A 15,765-nucleotide genomic window follows, 5' to 3' on the forward strand; every position below is an offset into this window, starting at 1 on the left:
GCCGGCTGCACGCGAACTGAGCCCACCACATCATGATCCGCACCGGCCGCCACATTTGGCTCACCCCGAGGAGGACCTTCCCATGAACCTCAATGTAGCCCTACTGCTCCTTGTCCTCGTCGGCGGAATCGGTGGCACCGCCGCTATCCAGGCCGCGTTGCGCCGTTCAGCCGACCACGGTCGGCGCGAGTTCCACGTCGACGGCTGATCAACGTTCTCGGCGTCGAGCTCGCCAGGGGTCGAGAAGGGGTCCGCGGGTCTGTCGCTGATTCGGTGTAAGTGGTCTTGATCGCCCCCGGCGTGGGGCAGGAGGAATCACTGCGATGACCGACACACTGAGGGGTGTGGAGAACACCCAGGTGACGGGGCCGGCCGTGTCCGGCAACAACGATGTGGTTGCCGCTGAGGCGGTGCGTGAGCTGTCTGCCGGCGAGCAGCGGCTGGTGGCCGATTTGGTGCGTCAGGCGCGCGCTGAGGGCGTGGAACTGACCGGCCGGGATGGGCTGCTGAAAGCGTTGACGAAGTCGGTGCTCGAGGCGGCGCTCGATGAGGAGATGACCGAACATCTCGGGTACGACAAGCACGCCGCGGCGGGTCGTGGCAGCGGGAACTCGCGCAACGGATCGCGCACCAAGCGGGTGCTGACCGATGCATGTGGTGAGGTCGCCATTGAGGTGCCGCGTGACCGCAACGGTTCGTTCACTCCGCAGATCGTGCCCAAACGGCAGCGACGGTTGTCCGGAGTGAACCCGGTCGGTCCGAGGTAGTGCTGATCCACCCGGTGCAGCAGGTCGTCGTTGTCGATCACGGTCGGCTCCCGTCGATCGTCGATTGGTGTTCAGGCACGGTCAGACCACCCGGATCCCGAACAGGCCGAGAATCCAGTTGCCGATGCCGGTCGCGGCGCTCTCACTGCTCGCGAGGGAGAAGAACGCGATACCGACGAGCGACAGGCCGCCGACGGTGAAGACCTTCGACAGGTTGCCGCGCAGGCCACCGAGGAGGACGACGCATGCGATCAGGGCGAGGATCGTGAAGATGATGTTGTCGCCGATCCACGCGCGCAGCCCGCCCGTGGAGACTTCGGTGTTCTGGGCGAGCACGTCGACGCTTCCGGGCGGGGTGGTCGACAGGTCGACGACTGCGGACGTGAGGGACATGAGCACACTCCATCGCTGAGTTCGGTAGGTGCATCTGAATGTGGATGCGCACGACCGTAAGTCGATGTCGCTTTTCATCTCAACGGGGTGTCCGCGCCGGGATCGGGTCATCGGCGCAGGCCAACAGGGCTGTGCGGCATCGGGAATGTCGATTCCCGCGACAGGCGTGCAGCGGGGCTCGAACAACCTCAAGGGCCAGCCGGCAACCAGGCGGTGGGTGAGGGGATTCCCGCGGTGATTCGCACGACGGGGCGGCCCGTGTGTCGGCGCGGCGATCAGAACCCGATGGGGCGTAGGGGATACGGCTCGCGTATAGGCGCTGTGGAGCGCAAAGGGTTCCAGGTACGTACACGGGCTCTACAGGCGTGAGGTCGGGCGGTGTGCGCACGCGGTGCAGACGGCGGCGTCGGAGACTGCGCCCGGGCGGGCTGTCGCGGCAGGTCCGCAGCGAGCGGATCGAGCACCCAGTGAACCGGTGCGTGGAGAAAGCGCTCGGATGCGCGGTGAATCCGGCGCCGGATTCGGCTATGGATTTCGGCGGTGGATTCGACCGCCCGAAAATACGGCTCCCACGCCCACCCCCTCCGGGGGTCACTCCCCCCGGCGTTCCTTGGGGGGAGTGTAATCCAGAATTACGCTCAGCGCCAACGCTATTCGAAAGCGCCCATGTAGAACGCTATACGCGGTGCTCGAAGCAGTGCCGCGGCGAGCACTCACCGCCACGGGTGTCCACGCGTTCCGCAGCGCTCACAACACCGCTCGATCGAGCATGCGGAACCGCCCACAGAGGCGCGCGGCGAAGCGCTCGACAGAGCACTGCCGCGAGCGCTGAAAACAGCGCCTCACAGTGCCCCGTAGAGCACTCGGTGCACGCCCCGTAGAGCGCTCGACCGAGCGGTCGCACAGCGCTCGACAGAGCGCCCGTCAGAGTGGTCGACGGCCCGATGCAACCACCGTGCACGCGGGCGGTGAACAGAGCGCCCGTCAGAGTGGTCGACGGCCCGATGCAACCACCGTGCACGCGGGCGGTGAACAGAGCGCCCGTCAGGGTGCCAGCCGAACGCGGTGAAGGTTCGGGAAATCCGGCCTGCAGATCGTGCACGAGAGGGGTGTTCGTCGTCCCGGCCTGGGTCCGCCAGACGAGGGGGACACCCCGTTGAGGAAAATCGCGGGTTTCTGTCACTGTGCTCAACGACGCCCCCGGACGGCGTTCAGGCTCGAAACGATCGAAAGGCACAGGCGGTGAGCGGAAATCACGACCCACTCGAGGACTGGTTGGTCGCGACGTGGCGCGATGTCTTCGGCGATTCCGGCGGCGGTCGCGCCGGCCGGGTCGGCGCGGACGGTCAGCCGACGCGCATCCGCCGGTTTACCCCGCTCTCGCCGATCGCCGATCGCCGTCGCCGCCGCGGGCGTTGCCGTGTACTCCCTGTGTGTGGTGTCGGCGGCCGCCGGCAACGAGACGGTCGTCCGAGGTGCTGGCGAAGCTGCACGGCTATCGGGTGCTGCTCGTTGCCGCCGCGGCCCTGCTCGTCATGGTCGACGTCCTGCGCCACCGCGCGCACAGGTGGTCGCAGATGCTCGAATCGGTGGTCCGGCAGGGTACCGGGCACCTGCCGACGAAGATCGTGGTCTCGTTCTCGCCCGGGTGGCGTGTGATCCGCCGCGCGAGGATCACATTGCACCGTGGCACCGTCATTCGGCCCAAGCAGTTCGAGGAGCTCTCCCGCACGATCGAGGCAGCCTTCCCCGCCACCGCACAGAGCGAGACCAAGGTGCGGCACGTGGCGCACCGCGACCGCATCGTCATCACCCGAGAGTCGATCACCCCGGACACCCGCTCTGCCCGTCAGCGGACACTCCAGTCCGCGCTCGATGCGGCCTCGATGTTCACCGACCCGAGGGTGTCGATGAACGCCGGCGCCAGGGGCTTCCAGCTCAAGGTCGAGGAAGCCCTCGCCTCCCTGGCTGGGCAGCACGAGTCCGGCCGCAACTGGACCACCGACTGGTACCCCGACCAGGGCTACCTGGTGATGCGTCTGGTCACCGCGATGCCCTCGCGCGTGGACCACCCGCTCGCATTGGTCGACGAGAACCTGCGCCACCTGCCGTATGCGACCGGTGCCGCGGACCGAATCATGTACTGGGACGTCTCCACCAGCTCCAACAAGCCGCACTGCCTGATCGTCGGCCCGACCGGTGGTGGCAAGACGTCGGTGATCCGCACCCTGCTGACCGAGGCCGCCCGCCGTGGGGTTCCGTTCGTCGGCGTCGATCCGAAGATGATCGAACTCGACGGCCTGGAGGGCTACCCCGGTTGCGGCGCGATCATCTACGACGCGCTGCGTGCGGCGATGTTCGTGCGCGCGCTGCACACCGAGATGATGGCCCGCAACGCCTACATCCACCAGATGAAGATCGAGGGCGCGCAGCTGCCGCTGATGATCGCGGTGCTCGACGAGTTCTTCATCCTCTCCGGCAAGTGGCAGCGCCTGGCCAAGACCGGTGACGACGAGACCCGGGCGCAGCTCAAGGAACTCGACCCGCTCGGGGCGTGGGCCGACCTCGCCGTGCTCGCCCGGTCGGCCGGTATCCGGTTGTTGCTCGGGGTGCAGCGCCCCGACGCCAGTTTGTTCGGCGGTGCCTCGGGTAACGCGCGGGACAACTTCGGTACCCGCATCAGCCTCGGCAACCTCTCGCAGGACGGTGCGCTGATGATGTGGGGCGATTCCACTGTCGGCCGCGAGGTCGACACCTCCGTCAAGGGCCGCGGCATCGCGCTCGGCGACGACGGCAACCCCGTCGACGCGCAGATGTGGTGGACCCCGAACGTCGACCGCCACCCCAACAAGTGGAACCAGCTCGCCGAGCGCGAGCAGGCGATCATCGACGGCCTCCTGCCCACCGAGGCCCCGCAGTTCACCTGCTACTCGCGGGAGCTGGCCTCGTTCATCGAGTCCGAGCGCGCTCTGGCCACGCGGGCACGCAGGCACGGCCGTGCTCCCGAGCCGATCGTCATCGGCGCGACCGCCACCGACGGGGACACGTCCGCCGAGTCGCCGACTGTTAACGGCGCGCCCACCGGCGGTGACGACTTCTCGGACGTCATTCCGGCCTCCGCGGTCGAGGCCGGCCAGACCGTCCTCGTCGACGACGACCACGGCGAACTCGTCCCGGTCACCGTCGACTCGGTCGACGTCCGCTGCGGCGCCACGGGCGATGTCGTCGAGACCGTCCTGACCGTCGGCGCCGGTCGCGTGAAGACCCGCATCACCTTCGATGCCACCGGCGGCGTCGTCCTCCCCGAACCCGACCTCGTTGCCGCGTCGACGTGACCCCTCATTGCCCGAACCGCCACCACCGAAAAGGAACACCATGAGCCGCCGCATTTCCCAGTCGATCATCCCGACCACCGAGGATGTCGCCGCGCTGCGCGGACCGTTCGTCGCCAAGGGTGCGAACGACCCCGTGATCAAGGCGCTGCGGGACTACTTCAAGGACTCGGTCCCCGCGTGGCTGGCCAAGCTCAGCGAGGAGCAGGAGCTGACCCGCGAGCGGCTCGCGGAAATCCGGGATGCCTCGTCCAAGCGTCGCGTCGTCATCGAAGCGCTGCCCGAGGGCGGCGCCCGCGACACGGCCCTGGCCGAGCTGGAGACGGCCGAGGCCGTCGTCGACGACATGGACACCGCACTGGCCGGCGCCGGTGCCGGCGCCGGCGCCTTCGGGGTCGGCTGACGATGACGCCCACTGTTGATGTCGAGATCACCTCCACGACCACGGCATCGGCCACCTTGGCCGATGCCGACGTGCCTCCGATGGATCTGGAGGCGACTGAGAGCAAGACCCTGTCCACGGTCGTGCACGAGTTCCTGCACCAGATGGCGCGGGCCCGGGGCGCTGACGTCGAGGTCGTCTACCGGACGGCGAAGGACACTCGGTTCCTGACCGTCGGACCGGACGGGAAGGCCGAGGAACGTGCCCCGAGCATGCCGGTGCCGATCGCCGTGCCGGCGGCGCCCGAATCGGTGGCAGCGGAGCCTGTCTCCACCCCGCCCGGCGGGCCGGTGGTAGTTGGGGCCGAGCAGATCGCCTCCGCGGCGGCCCCGCAACCCGCGGCGCCCGCGCGGGCCGCTCCGGCTGAGCCGGTCACGGGCCCGCTGGACGTGCTCGGGCAGCTGTCGGCGCCCCGCGCGAACTCCGCGGCGAGCGACCCTGCTCGGCGTGGTGTGCGTGGCCGACTCAACGCCCTCCTCGGACTCGGGCTTGCACCGAAGTCGGACTCGCTCGAGATGCGACTGCGCGACGCGCAGACCACGATCGCCCGACCGCTCCCGGAGGGCGCGGTGATCACCGTCGCCAACCTCAAGGGCGGCGTCGGCAAGACCCCGATGTCGATCGGCCTGGCCGAGACGCTGGCCGAGCACCGAGGCCCCGCCACCGTCACGTGCCTGGACCTCGGCGAGGCCGGCGGCAGCTTCGCCGATCGCGTGGCCGTTCCCCCGGCCGCGGGCCAGGACGCGGTCAGCCTGGCCGGCATCGACCCCACGACCACCGACGCCCGGCCGTCCAGGCTCGCGCGGTTCCTGACCCGCCAGCCGGCCGGCTCCGACATCATCGCCGGCCGGGCCGGGGCCGACTCACCCCTGCGCTACGACGACGCCGCGGCGCTCGGGGCGATCCTCGGCCGGCACCGCGACGTCCTGGTCGCCGACACCGGCAACGCCAGCCACGCCGAGAGCTGGCGGTGGGCGATCACGGCCGCGCACGCGGTGATCGTCCCGGTCCCGCTGCGCCGCGACGCCGCCGTGGCCGCCCAGCGCAAAGGAGCGATTTCGACCCGGCGCAGGGAGGGGTCCTGCGCCGGTGGTTCGAGGAGCGGGTGCTGCCGGTCTGCGCCGACCGTGTGTTGCCGTTCGATGTGCCGGCCGTACGGGTGCTGGCCACCTACCGGGTGCTAGAGCATGCGCCGTTCGGCGACGCTCTCATCGCCGCCGTCGCGCAGGCCGCCGAGATGACGGTGGTGACACGTAATACCAAGTACGTCGAGACGTTCGGTGTCCGCTGCGTCGACCCGTGGGAGCCGACCGTCTGACGGCCCCGTCGTCGACGGGTGCGGTTCGACTCGCCAGGCCATCCCCGGGTCGGGCCGGGCACAGAATTGTGAGTTGCGTTCCAGTGTTGTCGTTTTGCGTGATCGACACAGCTCGTCGGTGGAAGGACCCATCTACGGGGCTGGGAGGTCAGATGAACCTGCAGTACAACGCCGGACTCACCCTGGAGCAGCGGTGTCAGATCCGCCAGGCGCAGGGGTACGTCGATGATCACCGGTGAGAGATCGATGCAGCCGGCGAGGTCGCGCGGGATGTCCCGGAGGTGGAGATCCCGCATGAGGGGATCGACCGGGCCTGCGATGCCATCTCGATGTCGGCGGCGAGCATCGTGGACCCGGTGGTCGAGCAGATCGGGCCCGCTGTGATCGGAGGGGTGGTTGCCGGAGATGCCGGCGTCGGTTTCGGGCTGCCCGTTCATACTGGAGTATGATTGCAGTATGACGACGAGGTTCACGATCAGTTTGCCCGACGAGGACGCTCGCGTCCTCGACGCGTACGTTCGCGACCACAGTCTGGGTGGCCGGTCGGCGGGGATTCGAGCCGCGGTTCGGATGCTCGGAGAGGTGGGTCTCGAGCGCGATTACGCGGCGGCTTTCGTCGAGGGTGGTGTCGACGACGACTGGGACGTCACTTCGGCAGATGAGGAATGATCCGCCGGGGTCAGGTGCACTGGGTTGATCTTGATCCGGCGCAGGGTAGCGAAGCGGCCAAGCGTCGACCCGCTGTTGTGGTCAGTAATGATCGCGCCAACGCGACGGCGGAGCGGCTCGGTCAGGGGGTGGTCACTGTGGTGCCGTTGACGAGTAACACGGCACATGTGTTCGCGTTTCAGGTTCTCGTCGACCCTGACGAATCGGGTATGCCGCGTGAGTCGAAGGCTCAAGCGGAACAGGTGCGTTCGGTTTCGGTGCGTCGTCTCGACGGTGACCCGGTCGGGAAGCTCTCGACGAGAACGCGTACCGCGCTCGACGAGGCTCTGCGGCTGCATCTCGATCTGCACTGAGTCGCATCCCTGCGGTCGGTCTGACGGGTTCATCAGGTGGGCACCCGTCGCACTTTCGTGGCGGCCGTTCCGATCCCGCCGCGCGGCCCTGCCCACGGTGAACTCGGAGAAGTCCGCGAGAGGCGCAGCGCTCTCGACTCTTTTGCTCTTCTCGCCCGGCCCCGGGTCTGGGAGGTCCGTGACAACCCGTCGAGGACCGATGTCGGTGACGGCGTTGGCGATGAGCGGCGCGTTCGGGCGGGTGCAGACCGCCAGCGTCGATGCTGTGGTGTGCCCGGGCAGCGTGATCGCCGTGGCGGTTCTCCTCGCTCACGATGAGTGTCGCAGCGCTTCGCCGTGCGCCTGTTTCGCGGCGCGCACCGAGATCCGGTCGGGAGCGACGTGCTTCGGAGCCGCTGTGAGCCAGGATGTGCCGTCCCCGTCCGCCAGGAGCAGTTGCGCATCCCGTTGTCCGAGGCCGATTGCGGCGTCGATGAAGGCGCCGTCGAAGAGCAGGTAGCTGAGAAGGTCTCCTCGGCGGGCCCCGTCACCGCCGAGGAGCCGTCCCAGCAACGGCAGGTCCGGGTTCCGGATGGTGCGCAGTGCACCGCCCGGCCAGCGGTATCGGTCATCAAACGAGGTTGCGGCGAGGGCGCCGAGGGTACCGCGTTCCTCGGGGCCGAAGAACCGGTATGGCACATCGACATAGCGGCGTTGGCTGGCGCCGGTGCGGCGTCCGTCCGCGACGAGTTCGTTGATCTTGCCGAGCGTGCGGAGGTCTTCGACCATGCGGTCGACCAGGGCGGCGTCCAGCACCCGCACCATCATGTCGTCCACATCCGGTGGTCCCTGGTCCCCGCCGGTGGCCGGGGATACGGGGTACACCGCGGGGTGGGTCGCGACCACGATCAGCCGTCCGCAGCCCAGAGACAACGCCGGTTTGAGGGGAGCGTTCAGCCGGATCCCGCCGTCCGCGTACCAGCCGCGGGCAGTGTCGGGGGTGGCGACCTCGACCGCGGGGAACAATGCAGGAATCGCGGCGGAGGCGCGGACGTGCTCGGCGGTGATTCGCACTCCGAGGTAGTCGATCGGACGGGTGGTGTCCGACGGCGGTAGCGGGTCGGCACGGTTCCCGTCGACGAAGATCACCGTCCGGTTGGTCGCGGCGGAGGTCGTCACCACCGCCAGCGACGCCTTGCCGCCGTCGAGGTTGGCGGCGAGCTGTGTCCAATCGACCAACCGGTGCGCGGTCCGGGCCAGCGGTGCGGTGTCGACCAGGCTCGTCAGCCGCATCCCCGGTATTCGGCAGAGCTGACCGGCCCACCGGGCGATGGTGCCGGGCCCGGTCCGCAACAACGGCCGGAACACGTCGTCGATCTGAACGCTGCGCCACACCGCGAGCGCGGTGTCGGCTTGCTCGTCCGCCGGAAGGTGCGCGCCCGCGGCGAACAGGGTCGCATTGATCGCTCCGGCGCTGGTCCCGATGAACAGATCCGGTTCGTGGCCGGCGGCGCGCTGATTCTGGGGATCGATTGCGGTCGAACTGGCAGTGTGCCACCTCGACCTGGTCGCTTCGAAAGCACACGGGGCTGGAATCTCCCGGCGCGAGCTGAGCTGGATCTGATTGGATTACTGGTAGGGCCGAGGGGATGGTAGAACCTGGTGCAGTCGCTTGGGGAACTCGACGATCGCGCCGCGCTCGTTCCTCGCGTTGACGTCGGAGGTGGACCTGTCGACCACGGGCGGCGGAGCGAAGGTCGCGAAGTTCATTCTCGGTGCAGGTTGCGCTCACGGAAACTTGAATGAGGGGCGTTTTCGTTCAAGTAAAACCCCTGTTGCGTGAATGGCATCTGGTGCGTCAAGGCCTGTGATCAGGCGACGACCATCCGACCGCGGACGAGTTCACCGAGACGGTGCCGCGCCTGACCTCGGTGGCGGTGTCGGATCGGCAGTGGTTCGAGTTCCTGTACGCCTGGTACCCGATGTCGGAGGAGCAGGGCCGCTCCCGCACGATCGCGACCGGTGTGCGTGAGGAGTTGGTGTTGATGTCCTCCGGTGTGGCCGGGGTGCTGCCGTACGGCGCCTTGGTCGATGGTCCGAGAGTGTCGTCCGACCGCGACGTCACCGCCGATCGGACGTGGCTTTCTCCCGAGTCGGTATCGCCGGTCGTCAGTTGCGGGTTCGTTGCAGAGGTGGGTTTCGTGGTGTGCCCGGTCGCCGGGTGCCGAGTCATACAAAATCTTGTATATTGGTGGAAGAAGATCCAGTTCCTGGGTACCGCGCTGGAGGATCTTCGTGGATTCCCCGATGCGGTTCGGCGTCGGTGCGGTTATCAACTCGACCGCGTTCAGCAGGGGCTCGAGCCGACGGACTGGAAACCGATGGTGAGTGTGGGTTCTGGTGTGCGGGAGATACGGGTACGCGATCGATCGGGAGCTTTCCGCGTCATCTACGTGGCGAAATTCGCAGACCGGGTGGTTGTCCTGCACTGCTTCCAGAAGAAGACTCAGAAAACGTCGGCGGCGGACTTGGCTCTTGCGACGAAGCGGTACCAGCAGGTGATAGCGGACGACAGGAATGGTGAGCACTGATGAGCGATGAAATCTATGGCAGCGTATGGGATGCCATCGAGGACACTCCGCAGGAGGCGGAGAACATGCGACTGCGGTCGAATCTGCTGATCGCGCTGTCTCGGCGCATCGAGACCGAAGGATGGACCCAGAAAAACGCGGCCGCCCGGCTTGGTGTGACGCAGCCACGGGTGTCGGATCTGATTCGCGGCAAGATCGACCTGTTCAGTCTGGATGCTTTGGTCAACATGGTCTCGGCCGCTGGACTCCACGTCGATATGACGGTGAGGGCGGCCGCGTAGCACCGGAGGCCTGACCCGAGGGCTGTACGGGATTTCGGGTCGGACTTGGGCAACCCCAACGGCGGAATCTGCACCGCCCAAACACATCTGAACCCGGTCCGGAGGTCGGCACGGCCGATGATGGTGGGTGTGGACGAGGTAACCACCACCGGCGGGGTCGGGGCGGGGTTGGCGGATTTCGCTGGGGGTGTGCGTGGGTCTGCTGGTGGGTTCTTCTGTTATGTGCCGGCGGTGATGGTGTGGCAGCACTTTTTTCGTTGTTCCGCAACCTCGGGTGTATCCGCATGGTTCGTTTACGTCGTTCGGGTCGGATCCGCCGCCGGCCGGGTATTGGGTGAGTTGGGCGGCACGGGCGGTGCTGGTTGTGGTGTTCGGATTGGTGACGGTTTCGTGGCGGCCCGCCCGGTAGTTCGCTGTGCCGTTGGTAGTGCGCGTTCGTGCTGATGGCGGCAATGGTGGCGTGGATCTTCATGTCGATAGAGCCGTTCTTCACCCCCGACTGAACTTGCCATTCGGGTTGTTCGGTGTCGAGGGCGTCGGTGTGAGTGCGAGTGTATTCGGTTGTCGTTGAGGCGGATGGGGATGCGGTGGGCGGGGTCTGGGGTGGGCCTGTGGGCGAGTTCGCGTCTGGTGGTGCTCGCGCATCTCGCTGATGGGCAGGGATGCGAGGTCGGTGAGGATCTGAGCGATCCCCGCCCCGTCGGCGCACCCCGGACGCCGTCCGGTTCGACGAACGGGAGCAGCGACTGACCCAGCTCCCCGAACGTCGGCACGCGCACGCGAGCTGAACCGACAGGCAGGCGCACGTTCATTTCGCCGATTCGGCATACCGGGAGTGAACACCGACCGCCCCGTACCGGGAGGCAGTGGGGGCGTCTGGCGGTCGTGCAGGTCCGAGTGGGAACGGGGCGGCATGGCATTGGTCGAGTTGTCCGCGTCGGAGGAGGGGGAGTGGGTGCTGCGGACCGCGGCGGTGTTCTGGCCGACGCCCCGATCTCGGCGGAGCAGCTGGCGCAGGTGGTGGGGCTCGATCCGGTGCGGCGGCGGTACCCCCGCCGAGGCGCTGATCTTGCTGGACTTCTTCCTCGGCGTCGACCGTCTGGCCCCGCCGGACGTACCTACCGGCAAGTAGTCGGCAGTTGCCGAAGATACTGACGGACAGGTGGATTGGCGCAGTTCTCCGTTATGGTGTACAACTTCATGAGCCAGTCAATGTGAAGCAGCTCACATCATCGGTGACGGGGAAACACAGGCATCATGCCCTGACTGTTCTCGTCGCCGGTGACCTTCGACGAAAGAGGACGCAGTGCCGACAGCCTCGACCCTCCGGACTACCCCGATCGCCGCACGCCCGCCCCGCGGTGGTGGGTCGATGAGCACCGCGGAGATCAAGTCGAGGATCGAGGCCATGTTCGCCGACCGCCGTCGCTCGTCGGTCGCACGCTAGAAACGAGGGGGAGGCACCGTGAATGTGCTGTTGCTGATGATGTTGTTGTTGACCGCGTTCGCCGCGGTTGTGGCGATGCAGACCGACGAGCAGTCGAACTTCCGCCGCTGACCTGCGGGCCTTCGGAGTCCATCGAAACGACCGGGAAACTATCTCGTTCTGGCACGTCGTGTCGATGGAGTCGTCGAACGAGTCGAGCAGAGCGAACGCCGGATCATCCGTGGTCGGTCCCGGGTGGCCGTGTCTGCGGCCGGCCACCAACTATGGCCGCGAACAAGAACGAGCAGGCGCACCTGGATAGACCTCTCGGTCGACATTGCCGAGTTCTCGGCGTCGGCAGCTCACTTTTGAACCTTCGTGTGAAATTCTTGATAGATAACAGATTCTGACTACTCTGCTGGACCAGTTACGTGGACAGGCGGGGGTAGCAGGATCTCCCAGGTCACGGGTACCTCGTGGTCGGGGCTCTGCTGGGACCAATAGCAGTGGGCGTGGTACGACGTCATCGGAGCGGTGCCGTGTGTACGAAGCAGATCCATGTTTGCCCGGAACCCGTCGTGAGCGGTCTCCACTTGCCAGATGGTCGCGGTGCCCGCTGGGTCGAATGCGGTACGGAAGGCGTGGGCTTGTTCCAGTGTGTCCACGGCGAAGGCGGATTGGAAGCGAGAGGGCGCGGTCGGATAGTGCGCACGACGCACATTTTCCCAGATCAGCTCGATTGAGTGGTCGGTGACCTGAAAGAGAACATCCCCGTTGACGAAGTTGTTTTCACCGTGGGCTGCAACGCCGTCCGGGAACAGCACGTCGAGGTGTCGTTGCAGATGTGAGGGGTTCACATCGTCGTACCGGGTGAGTCCGAGGGTTTGTCCCTTGTGCAGGGTTCCCCGTCGATCGACGGTGTAGAAACGCGGCATTTCACAAGCCTCTCGTGCAATCGATAGTAGGTAGTTTCAGCATCCGGGTTGGCCCGTCGAAATGTACGCAGGCATGGGTGGACGGCAGGCGCCTTCGAGCCGACTCACCTCGGCCGGCCGGTATGGCGAGTCGCTAGGAGTACACGCCGAGATCGTAGCGATCGACACGAACGAGCTGAGCTGCGTCCATGCCCGGGCCTCGGCGCCCATGGACGCGGCCGACCCCCTGGCGAGCGACGAGCGTGCTGGTCGCATCGCGTTGAAGGTGTCGGCAGAGCAAAGTGATGTGTTGACAGCTCGTGCTTCAACAGCTGGATCAGACTGTGTACCCGGTCGTCGAGGCTCTCGAGCTCGCCTGAACTCTGTGATCCGCTCTCGCCGCTGATGTCTTCGACACAGAGTTTGTCAGCGGTTCTGTCCGGAGATCACCGACCTCTGGAATATCTGAACTAGTTCTGATGTAATGGTGGGTATGAGCAAGTCGACCGCCACCGCCACGTTCTCCGATTTCTTACGGGCACCGAATGATGTTCTCGGCGCGCTCGAGGACAACGGTGAGGTCGTGCTCACGCGCCGGAATGCCCCGGCTCTGCGGCTGACCCAAGAGTCGACGAGCCGCGCCGAATTGAGCGCTCTCGGCGTCGTCGGGCAGCTCTTCGCCGCCTCTCTCGACGAGGCGGCCCTCGATCGCGTCGCCTCCCGCCTCGCCGTCGCATTGCCGTGGATCGGGATGCTGCCGACCGCATTGCACGCCGAGTTCGTCGCAGCGTTCCAGGACACTGCCCGTGCCTGCATCGCGGTGGCCCGCTTCGACCGACTCGCGATCTTGCTGGAAGCGTGGCAGGCCACCGCGGAGGCGTACGCCGACCCGCGCCTGACCGCCGACGGTTCCGACCTGGAGTACCTCGAGGTCCCTGAGGTGGTCGCGGCGCCGGATCTCGACGCGTGAGCAGGAAAGGCGGCGCGGTTTCCCGCCCAATCAAACGCGCCGAGTGGCAGATCGTGTTCGCCACGCGTGACGCGGAGAAGGGCTGGACCGATCTGCTGGCCACTGCACGCGACGCCACGGTCGATGCGTGGGACACCCTCACCCGAGAACCGACGGTAGAGACGCGGCGGCTGTATCAACTCAAAGGCGACTACGCCTACGGGACGTACAACGGGCAGAACTACGCCCGATACCAGTACAAGGTGACCGATGGTGGGCGGATCTGGTTCTTTGTCGATCCTGCACAGAAGGGCGCCAAGATCGCGGGCCGGGTCCTGCTCGAACGCTGCGAACCCGGCCACCCGAAGGAAACCGAATAGTCACGCCCAGGTATGGGCCTGCGCGCGTTGGCGTCTGCCCGTTCTTCCTGGCGGGCGTGGGTCCCGGCACGCCCACAGGGCCGTGTCCAGCTCCCAGGCACGCCCCCAGCGGCGAGCCCACCCGGTTCCTGATCCGGCCCCGATCCGGTCATGATCGGGACTCCGGGAGCAGGCAGAACCTGGACCGGGAACCGGCACGGCAGTATCGGCGGCATGGTGGAGATGCTGCCGTGGCCTGCGTGCGTGATGCGGGGGTGTGGTCCTGCTGCTCGTGGGGTGCAGTGATCGCTCGATCAGCGGCGCGAGCGGATAGGTGCAGACGCGGAAGCTTCCCGATCGGTGAAGCAGAATGGGGTGCCATGGACGAGGTGGAGTTGGTCGAGCAGGTGCGGCGGCGTTGGGAGCAGGGTGTCCCGCCGAAGGTGATCGCGCGTGCTCTGGGTGTGCGGCCGTCGGTGGTGGCGCCGGTGGTGCGACGAATCGCTGCCGAGGCCGAGGCGTCCCGAGGATTGGGGCGGGTGCTGGGGTGCTGGGTCAATTGTGGCTGGAGTGTCGGGCTGGGCCTCGAGGGTCGTCCGGAGTGGGCGAAGCTGGATGCTCCCGCCGGTGAGGTCGAAGGTTTCGCGCAGGTGTTGGTGGCACGTGAGGGGCGGCGTGGTCGGGCGACGCTGCGGGGCTACCTGGCCGACGTGCACTGCCTGGGGGTGAAGAACGCCCGTGACCCCGAAACCATGGACGCGGGCAGGATCCCCACCGCCATCCGCACGTACTACGCGGCGTTCGACCGTCCTGCGGTGGAGATTCCGATCGAACTCGGCCGCGAACTGATCCTGGGGGCGGTGCAGTATGCGCGGGGGCTCGGTTTCGAGCCCGCCGGCGCCTTCGATGACGAGGCCGCCGCGTTCCTGGGTGAGTGGGACGGGCCGGGTCGGATCGAGTTCGGGAGGGATGGTCGGCCGTTCTACCTCAACGGGCCCTACGACAATCCGGCTGCCGTCATTGCGACCCTCGAGCGGTCCGTGGGTGCGGGGAACTTCCACGTCTCGGTGGCCGTGGGACCGATGTGATTGTCACGAACACACCCGACGCCGGGGGGAACGCCTGACTCCATGGGCCGTAGGCCGAGCAACAGCCAACGCCGCTCTCTGTGCTTGCGTCGATCTCCGTAGTCTGTCGATTGCCTGGTTGTGCGGTGGCTCGACTTGTCTCTCATTCGATCGTTTCTGCGACACGAATGCACCCCGGGACGGCCACGGTGGTCATGGTGGGTCGTCGGGAACCGCCCAGAGACCCGAGCCGGACCGTCGGCCGGTGTCGGGGATCAGTGCCCGGAGCCGGGCGGCGTCGTCGCGCAGTGCCTTCCGCAGGTGGGGGCGGACGTCCTCGGCGACGTCTGGTGGTAGTGGGCAGCCGTGGTGTACGAGGGCGGCGGTGTTGTCGATGAGCCGCGCCGCTCGCGTGAGGAGGGGCTCCGGCACTCGGACGGTGGGGAGGTCGCCGGCGTGGTCTCGGGTCAGGACGCCGAGGGTGGAGATCAGTGCCATCGCTGGTGCCGGCTCGTGGGGATCCTTGTCGACGCCGGCGAGGGCGGCCGCCTCGACGAGGGCGGCGATCGTCGACCCGAGGGTGGGCAGGGGCATGGTGATGGTGCGGGGCAGGGTCAGCAGGTCGGCGCCGGGTGCCTCTTCTTTGATGCTCAGGGCCAGTTCGCGGGCGAGGGTGCGCAGGGTGTCGTGGTCGAAGTACCGGCGGGCGGTGCGTTCGGTGATGCGCATCTGTTCCGCTACGGCGGCGACTCGGTCGGTGAGCAGGGCCTCGAGTCGGTCGGTGGGGACGGTCAGACCGATGCGTGCCAGCTCCTCACCGAGGGCTGAGGCCGTGGTGCTCACCCACGATGATGGTCGCGGCATCGAGGCCTCCTGATCCGAGCGTTCCACCACACCTGGTCTGTCTACCAGTCCGCCCGCGGTG

At 67.1% G+C, this 15,765-nt stretch carries 17 protein-coding genes and 2 pseudogenes; 15 read left to right on the forward strand and 4 right to left on the reverse strand.

All coding sequences use genetic code 11. The features are described 5' to 3' along the window. The first annotated feature begins 82 nt into the window (after positions 1-82). Positions 83-208 carry a hypothetical protein gene (locus BLV94_RS51410; protein WP_255315058.1) on the forward strand — a complete coding sequence of 42 codons (126 nt, stop codon included), beginning with the start codon at positions 83-85 and terminating at the stop codon, positions 206-208. Positions 209-344: 136 nt separating this feature from the next. Then, positions 345-749, forward strand: a pseudogene (locus tag BLV94_RS02505) (transposase); the annotation flags it as partial. A gap of 99 nt (positions 750-848) precedes the next feature. On the opposite strand, the gene BLV94_RS02510 reads toward BLV94_RS02505, so the two are convergent. Beyond that, the gene (locus BLV94_RS02510; RefSeq protein ID WP_072950583.1) at positions 849-1,160 is read right to left on the reverse strand and encodes a hypothetical protein; all 312 of its coding nucleotides are present in this window, start codon (positions 1,158-1,160) and stop codon (positions 849-851) included. A 1,242-nt stretch (positions 1,161-2,402) separates the two neighbouring features. On the opposite strand from BLV94_RS02510, the pseudogene BLV94_RS02520 reads away from it, so the two are divergent. The 7 genes and pseudogenes from BLV94_RS02520 to BLV94_RS02545 all read left to right on the forward strand — a co-directional run bounded on the left by BLV94_RS02520 (position 2,403) and on the right by BLV94_RS02545 (position 7,274). After that, a pseudogene (locus tag BLV94_RS02520) lies at positions 2,403-4,495 on the forward strand (FtsK/SpoIIIE domain-containing protein). 40 nt (positions 4,496-4,535) lie between these two features. Then, complete coding sequence (locus BLV94_RS02525) at positions 4,536-4,895, forward strand: hypothetical protein (protein WP_072950588.1); 360 nt, start codon at positions 4,536-4,538, stop codon at positions 4,893-4,895. A 2-nt stretch (positions 4,896-4,897) separates the two neighbouring features. After that, positions 4,898-6,118 (forward strand): CpaE/TadZ family protein, encoded by a 1,221-nt coding sequence (locus tag BLV94_RS02530; protein WP_244163431.1) that lies wholly within the window; start codon positions 4,898-4,900, stop codon positions 6,116-6,118. Then, positions 6,112-6,252 (forward strand): hypothetical protein, encoded by a 141-nt coding sequence (locus BLV94_RS50305; protein WP_241031624.1) that lies wholly within the window; start codon positions 6,112-6,114, stop codon positions 6,250-6,252. Before BLV94_RS02530 ends, BLV94_RS50305 begins: the two co-directional genes overlap by 7 nt. A gap of 281 nt (positions 6,253-6,533) precedes the next feature. Then, positions 6,534-6,701, forward strand: coding sequence for a hypothetical protein (locus tag BLV94_RS49245; RefSeq protein WP_167372101.1), 168 nt, complete (start codon positions 6,534-6,536; stop codon positions 6,699-6,701). A 7-nt stretch (positions 6,702-6,708) separates the two neighbouring features. Further along, complete coding sequence (locus BLV94_RS02540) at positions 6,709-6,921, forward strand: ribbon-helix-helix domain-containing protein (RefSeq protein ID WP_072950590.1); 213 nt, start codon at positions 6,709-6,711, stop codon at positions 6,919-6,921. Further along, entirely contained in the window at positions 6,918-7,274 is a 357-nt protein-coding gene (locus tag BLV94_RS02545) for a type II toxin-antitoxin system PemK/MazF family toxin (protein WP_072950592.1), read from the forward strand. Before BLV94_RS02540 ends, BLV94_RS02545 begins: the two co-directional genes overlap by 4 nt. 309 nt (positions 7,275-7,583) lie before the next feature. Here the strand turns inward: BLV94_RS02545 and BLV94_RS02550 are convergent, their stop codons facing one another. Then, positions 7,584-8,873 (reverse strand): patatin-like phospholipase family protein, encoded by a 1,290-nt coding sequence (locus BLV94_RS02550; RefSeq protein WP_083395429.1) that lies wholly within the window; start codon positions 8,871-8,873, stop codon positions 7,584-7,586. A gap of 293 nt (positions 8,874-9,166) precedes the next feature. On the opposite strand from BLV94_RS02550, the gene BLV94_RS51710 reads away from it, so the two are divergent. The 3 genes from BLV94_RS51710 to BLV94_RS02570 all read left to right on the forward strand — a co-directional run bounded on the left by BLV94_RS51710 (position 9,167) and on the right by BLV94_RS02570 (position 11,257). Continuing rightward, positions 9,167-9,844, forward strand: a complete 678-nt coding sequence (locus BLV94_RS51710; protein ID WP_307718333.1) for a type II toxin-antitoxin system RelE/ParE family toxin — start codon at positions 9,167-9,169, stop codon at positions 9,842-9,844. Next, complete coding sequence (locus BLV94_RS02560) at positions 9,844-10,125, forward strand: helix-turn-helix domain-containing protein (RefSeq protein WP_072950595.1); 282 nt, start codon at positions 9,844-9,846, stop codon at positions 10,123-10,125. The genes BLV94_RS51710 and BLV94_RS02560 overlap by 1 nt, the downstream gene beginning before the upstream one ends. A 913-nt stretch (positions 10,126-11,038) precedes the next feature. Continuing rightward, positions 11,039-11,257 carry a hypothetical protein gene (locus tag BLV94_RS02570; protein WP_072950598.1) on the forward strand — a complete coding sequence of 73 codons (219 nt, stop codon included), beginning with the start codon at positions 11,039-11,041 and terminating at the stop codon, positions 11,255-11,257. A gap of 704 nt (positions 11,258-11,961) precedes the next feature. Here the strand turns inward: BLV94_RS02570 and BLV94_RS02575 are convergent. Next, complete coding sequence (locus tag BLV94_RS02575) at positions 11,962-12,486, reverse strand: DUF2441 domain-containing protein (RefSeq protein WP_072950601.1); 525 nt, start codon at positions 12,484-12,486, stop codon at positions 11,962-11,964. Between the two features lie 472 nt (positions 12,487-12,958). Between BLV94_RS02575 and BLV94_RS02580 the strand changes: the two genes are divergently transcribed. The 3 genes from BLV94_RS02580 to BLV94_RS02590 all read left to right on the forward strand — a co-directional run bounded on the left by BLV94_RS02580 (position 12,959) and on the right by BLV94_RS02590 (position 14,861). Further along, positions 12,959-13,435 carry a hypothetical protein gene (locus BLV94_RS02580; protein WP_072950603.1) on the forward strand — a complete coding sequence of 159 codons (477 nt, stop codon included), beginning with the start codon at positions 12,959-12,961 and terminating at the stop codon, positions 13,433-13,435. Continuing rightward, positions 13,432-13,794: a hypothetical protein gene (locus BLV94_RS02585; RefSeq protein WP_072950605.1), complete on the forward strand. Its 363-nt coding sequence runs from the start codon at positions 13,432-13,434 to the stop codon at positions 13,792-13,794. Before BLV94_RS02580 ends, BLV94_RS02585 begins: the two co-directional genes overlap by 4 nt. 359 nt (positions 13,795-14,153) lie before the next feature. Then, positions 14,154-14,861 (forward strand): hypothetical protein, encoded by a 708-nt coding sequence (locus BLV94_RS02590; protein ID WP_072950608.1) that lies wholly within the window; start codon positions 14,154-14,156, stop codon positions 14,859-14,861. Between the two features lie 192 nt (positions 14,862-15,053). On the opposite strand, the gene BLV94_RS02595 is transcribed toward BLV94_RS02590, so the two are convergent. Continuing rightward, a complete protein-coding gene (locus BLV94_RS02595) occupies positions 15,054-15,683 on the reverse strand; it encodes a hypothetical protein (RefSeq protein WP_072950610.1) in 630 nt (209 codons plus the stop codon). Positions 15,684-15,765 lie beyond the last annotated feature (82 nt).

The sequence above is a fragment of the Rhodococcus koreensis genome (assembly GCF_900105905.1).
GTDB lineage: Bacteria > Actinomycetota > Actinomycetes > Mycobacteriales > Mycobacteriaceae > Rhodococcus_F > Rhodococcus_F koreensis.

Excerpts from the sequence above, each read along its gene's own strand:
- BLV94_RS02580 (WP_072950603.1), top strand. The coding sequence starts at position 12,959 with ATGAGCAAGTCGACCGCCACCGCCACGTTCTCCGATTTCTTACGGGCA.
- BLV94_RS02525 (WP_072950588.1), top strand. The coding sequence starts at position 4,536 with ATGAGCCGCCGCATTTCCCAGTCGATCATCCCGACCACCGAGGATGTC.
- BLV94_RS02575 (WP_072950601.1), bottom strand. The coding sequence starts at position 12,486 with ATGCCGCGTTTCTACACCGTCGATCGACGGGGAACCCTGCACAAGGGA.
- BLV94_RS02510 (WP_072950583.1), bottom strand. The coding sequence starts at position 1,160 with ATGTCCCTCACGTCCGCAGTCGTCGACCTGTCGACCACCCCGCCCGGA.
- BLV94_RS02540 (WP_072950590.1), top strand. The coding sequence starts at position 6,709 with ATGACGACGAGGTTCACGATCAGTTTGCCCGACGAGGACGCTCGCGTC.
- BLV94_RS02590 (WP_072950608.1), top strand. The coding sequence starts at position 14,154 with ATGGACGAGGTGGAGTTGGTCGAGCAGGTGCGGCGGCGTTGGGAGCAG.
- BLV94_RS02545 (WP_072950592.1), top strand. The coding sequence starts at position 6,918 with ATGATCCGCCGGGGTCAGGTGCACTGGGTTGATCTTGATCCGGCGCAG.
- BLV94_RS51410 (WP_255315058.1), top strand. The coding sequence starts at position 83 with ATGAACCTCAATGTAGCCCTACTGCTCCTTGTCCTCGTCGGCGGAATC.
- BLV94_RS02530 (WP_244163431.1), top strand. The coding sequence starts at position 4,898 with ATGACGCCCACTGTTGATGTCGAGATCACCTCCACGACCACGGCATCG.
- BLV94_RS02560 (WP_072950595.1), top strand. The coding sequence starts at position 9,844 with ATGAGCGATGAAATCTATGGCAGCGTATGGGATGCCATCGAGGACACT.
- BLV94_RS02570 (WP_072950598.1), top strand. The coding sequence starts at position 11,039 with ATGGCATTGGTCGAGTTGTCCGCGTCGGAGGAGGGGGAGTGGGTGCTG.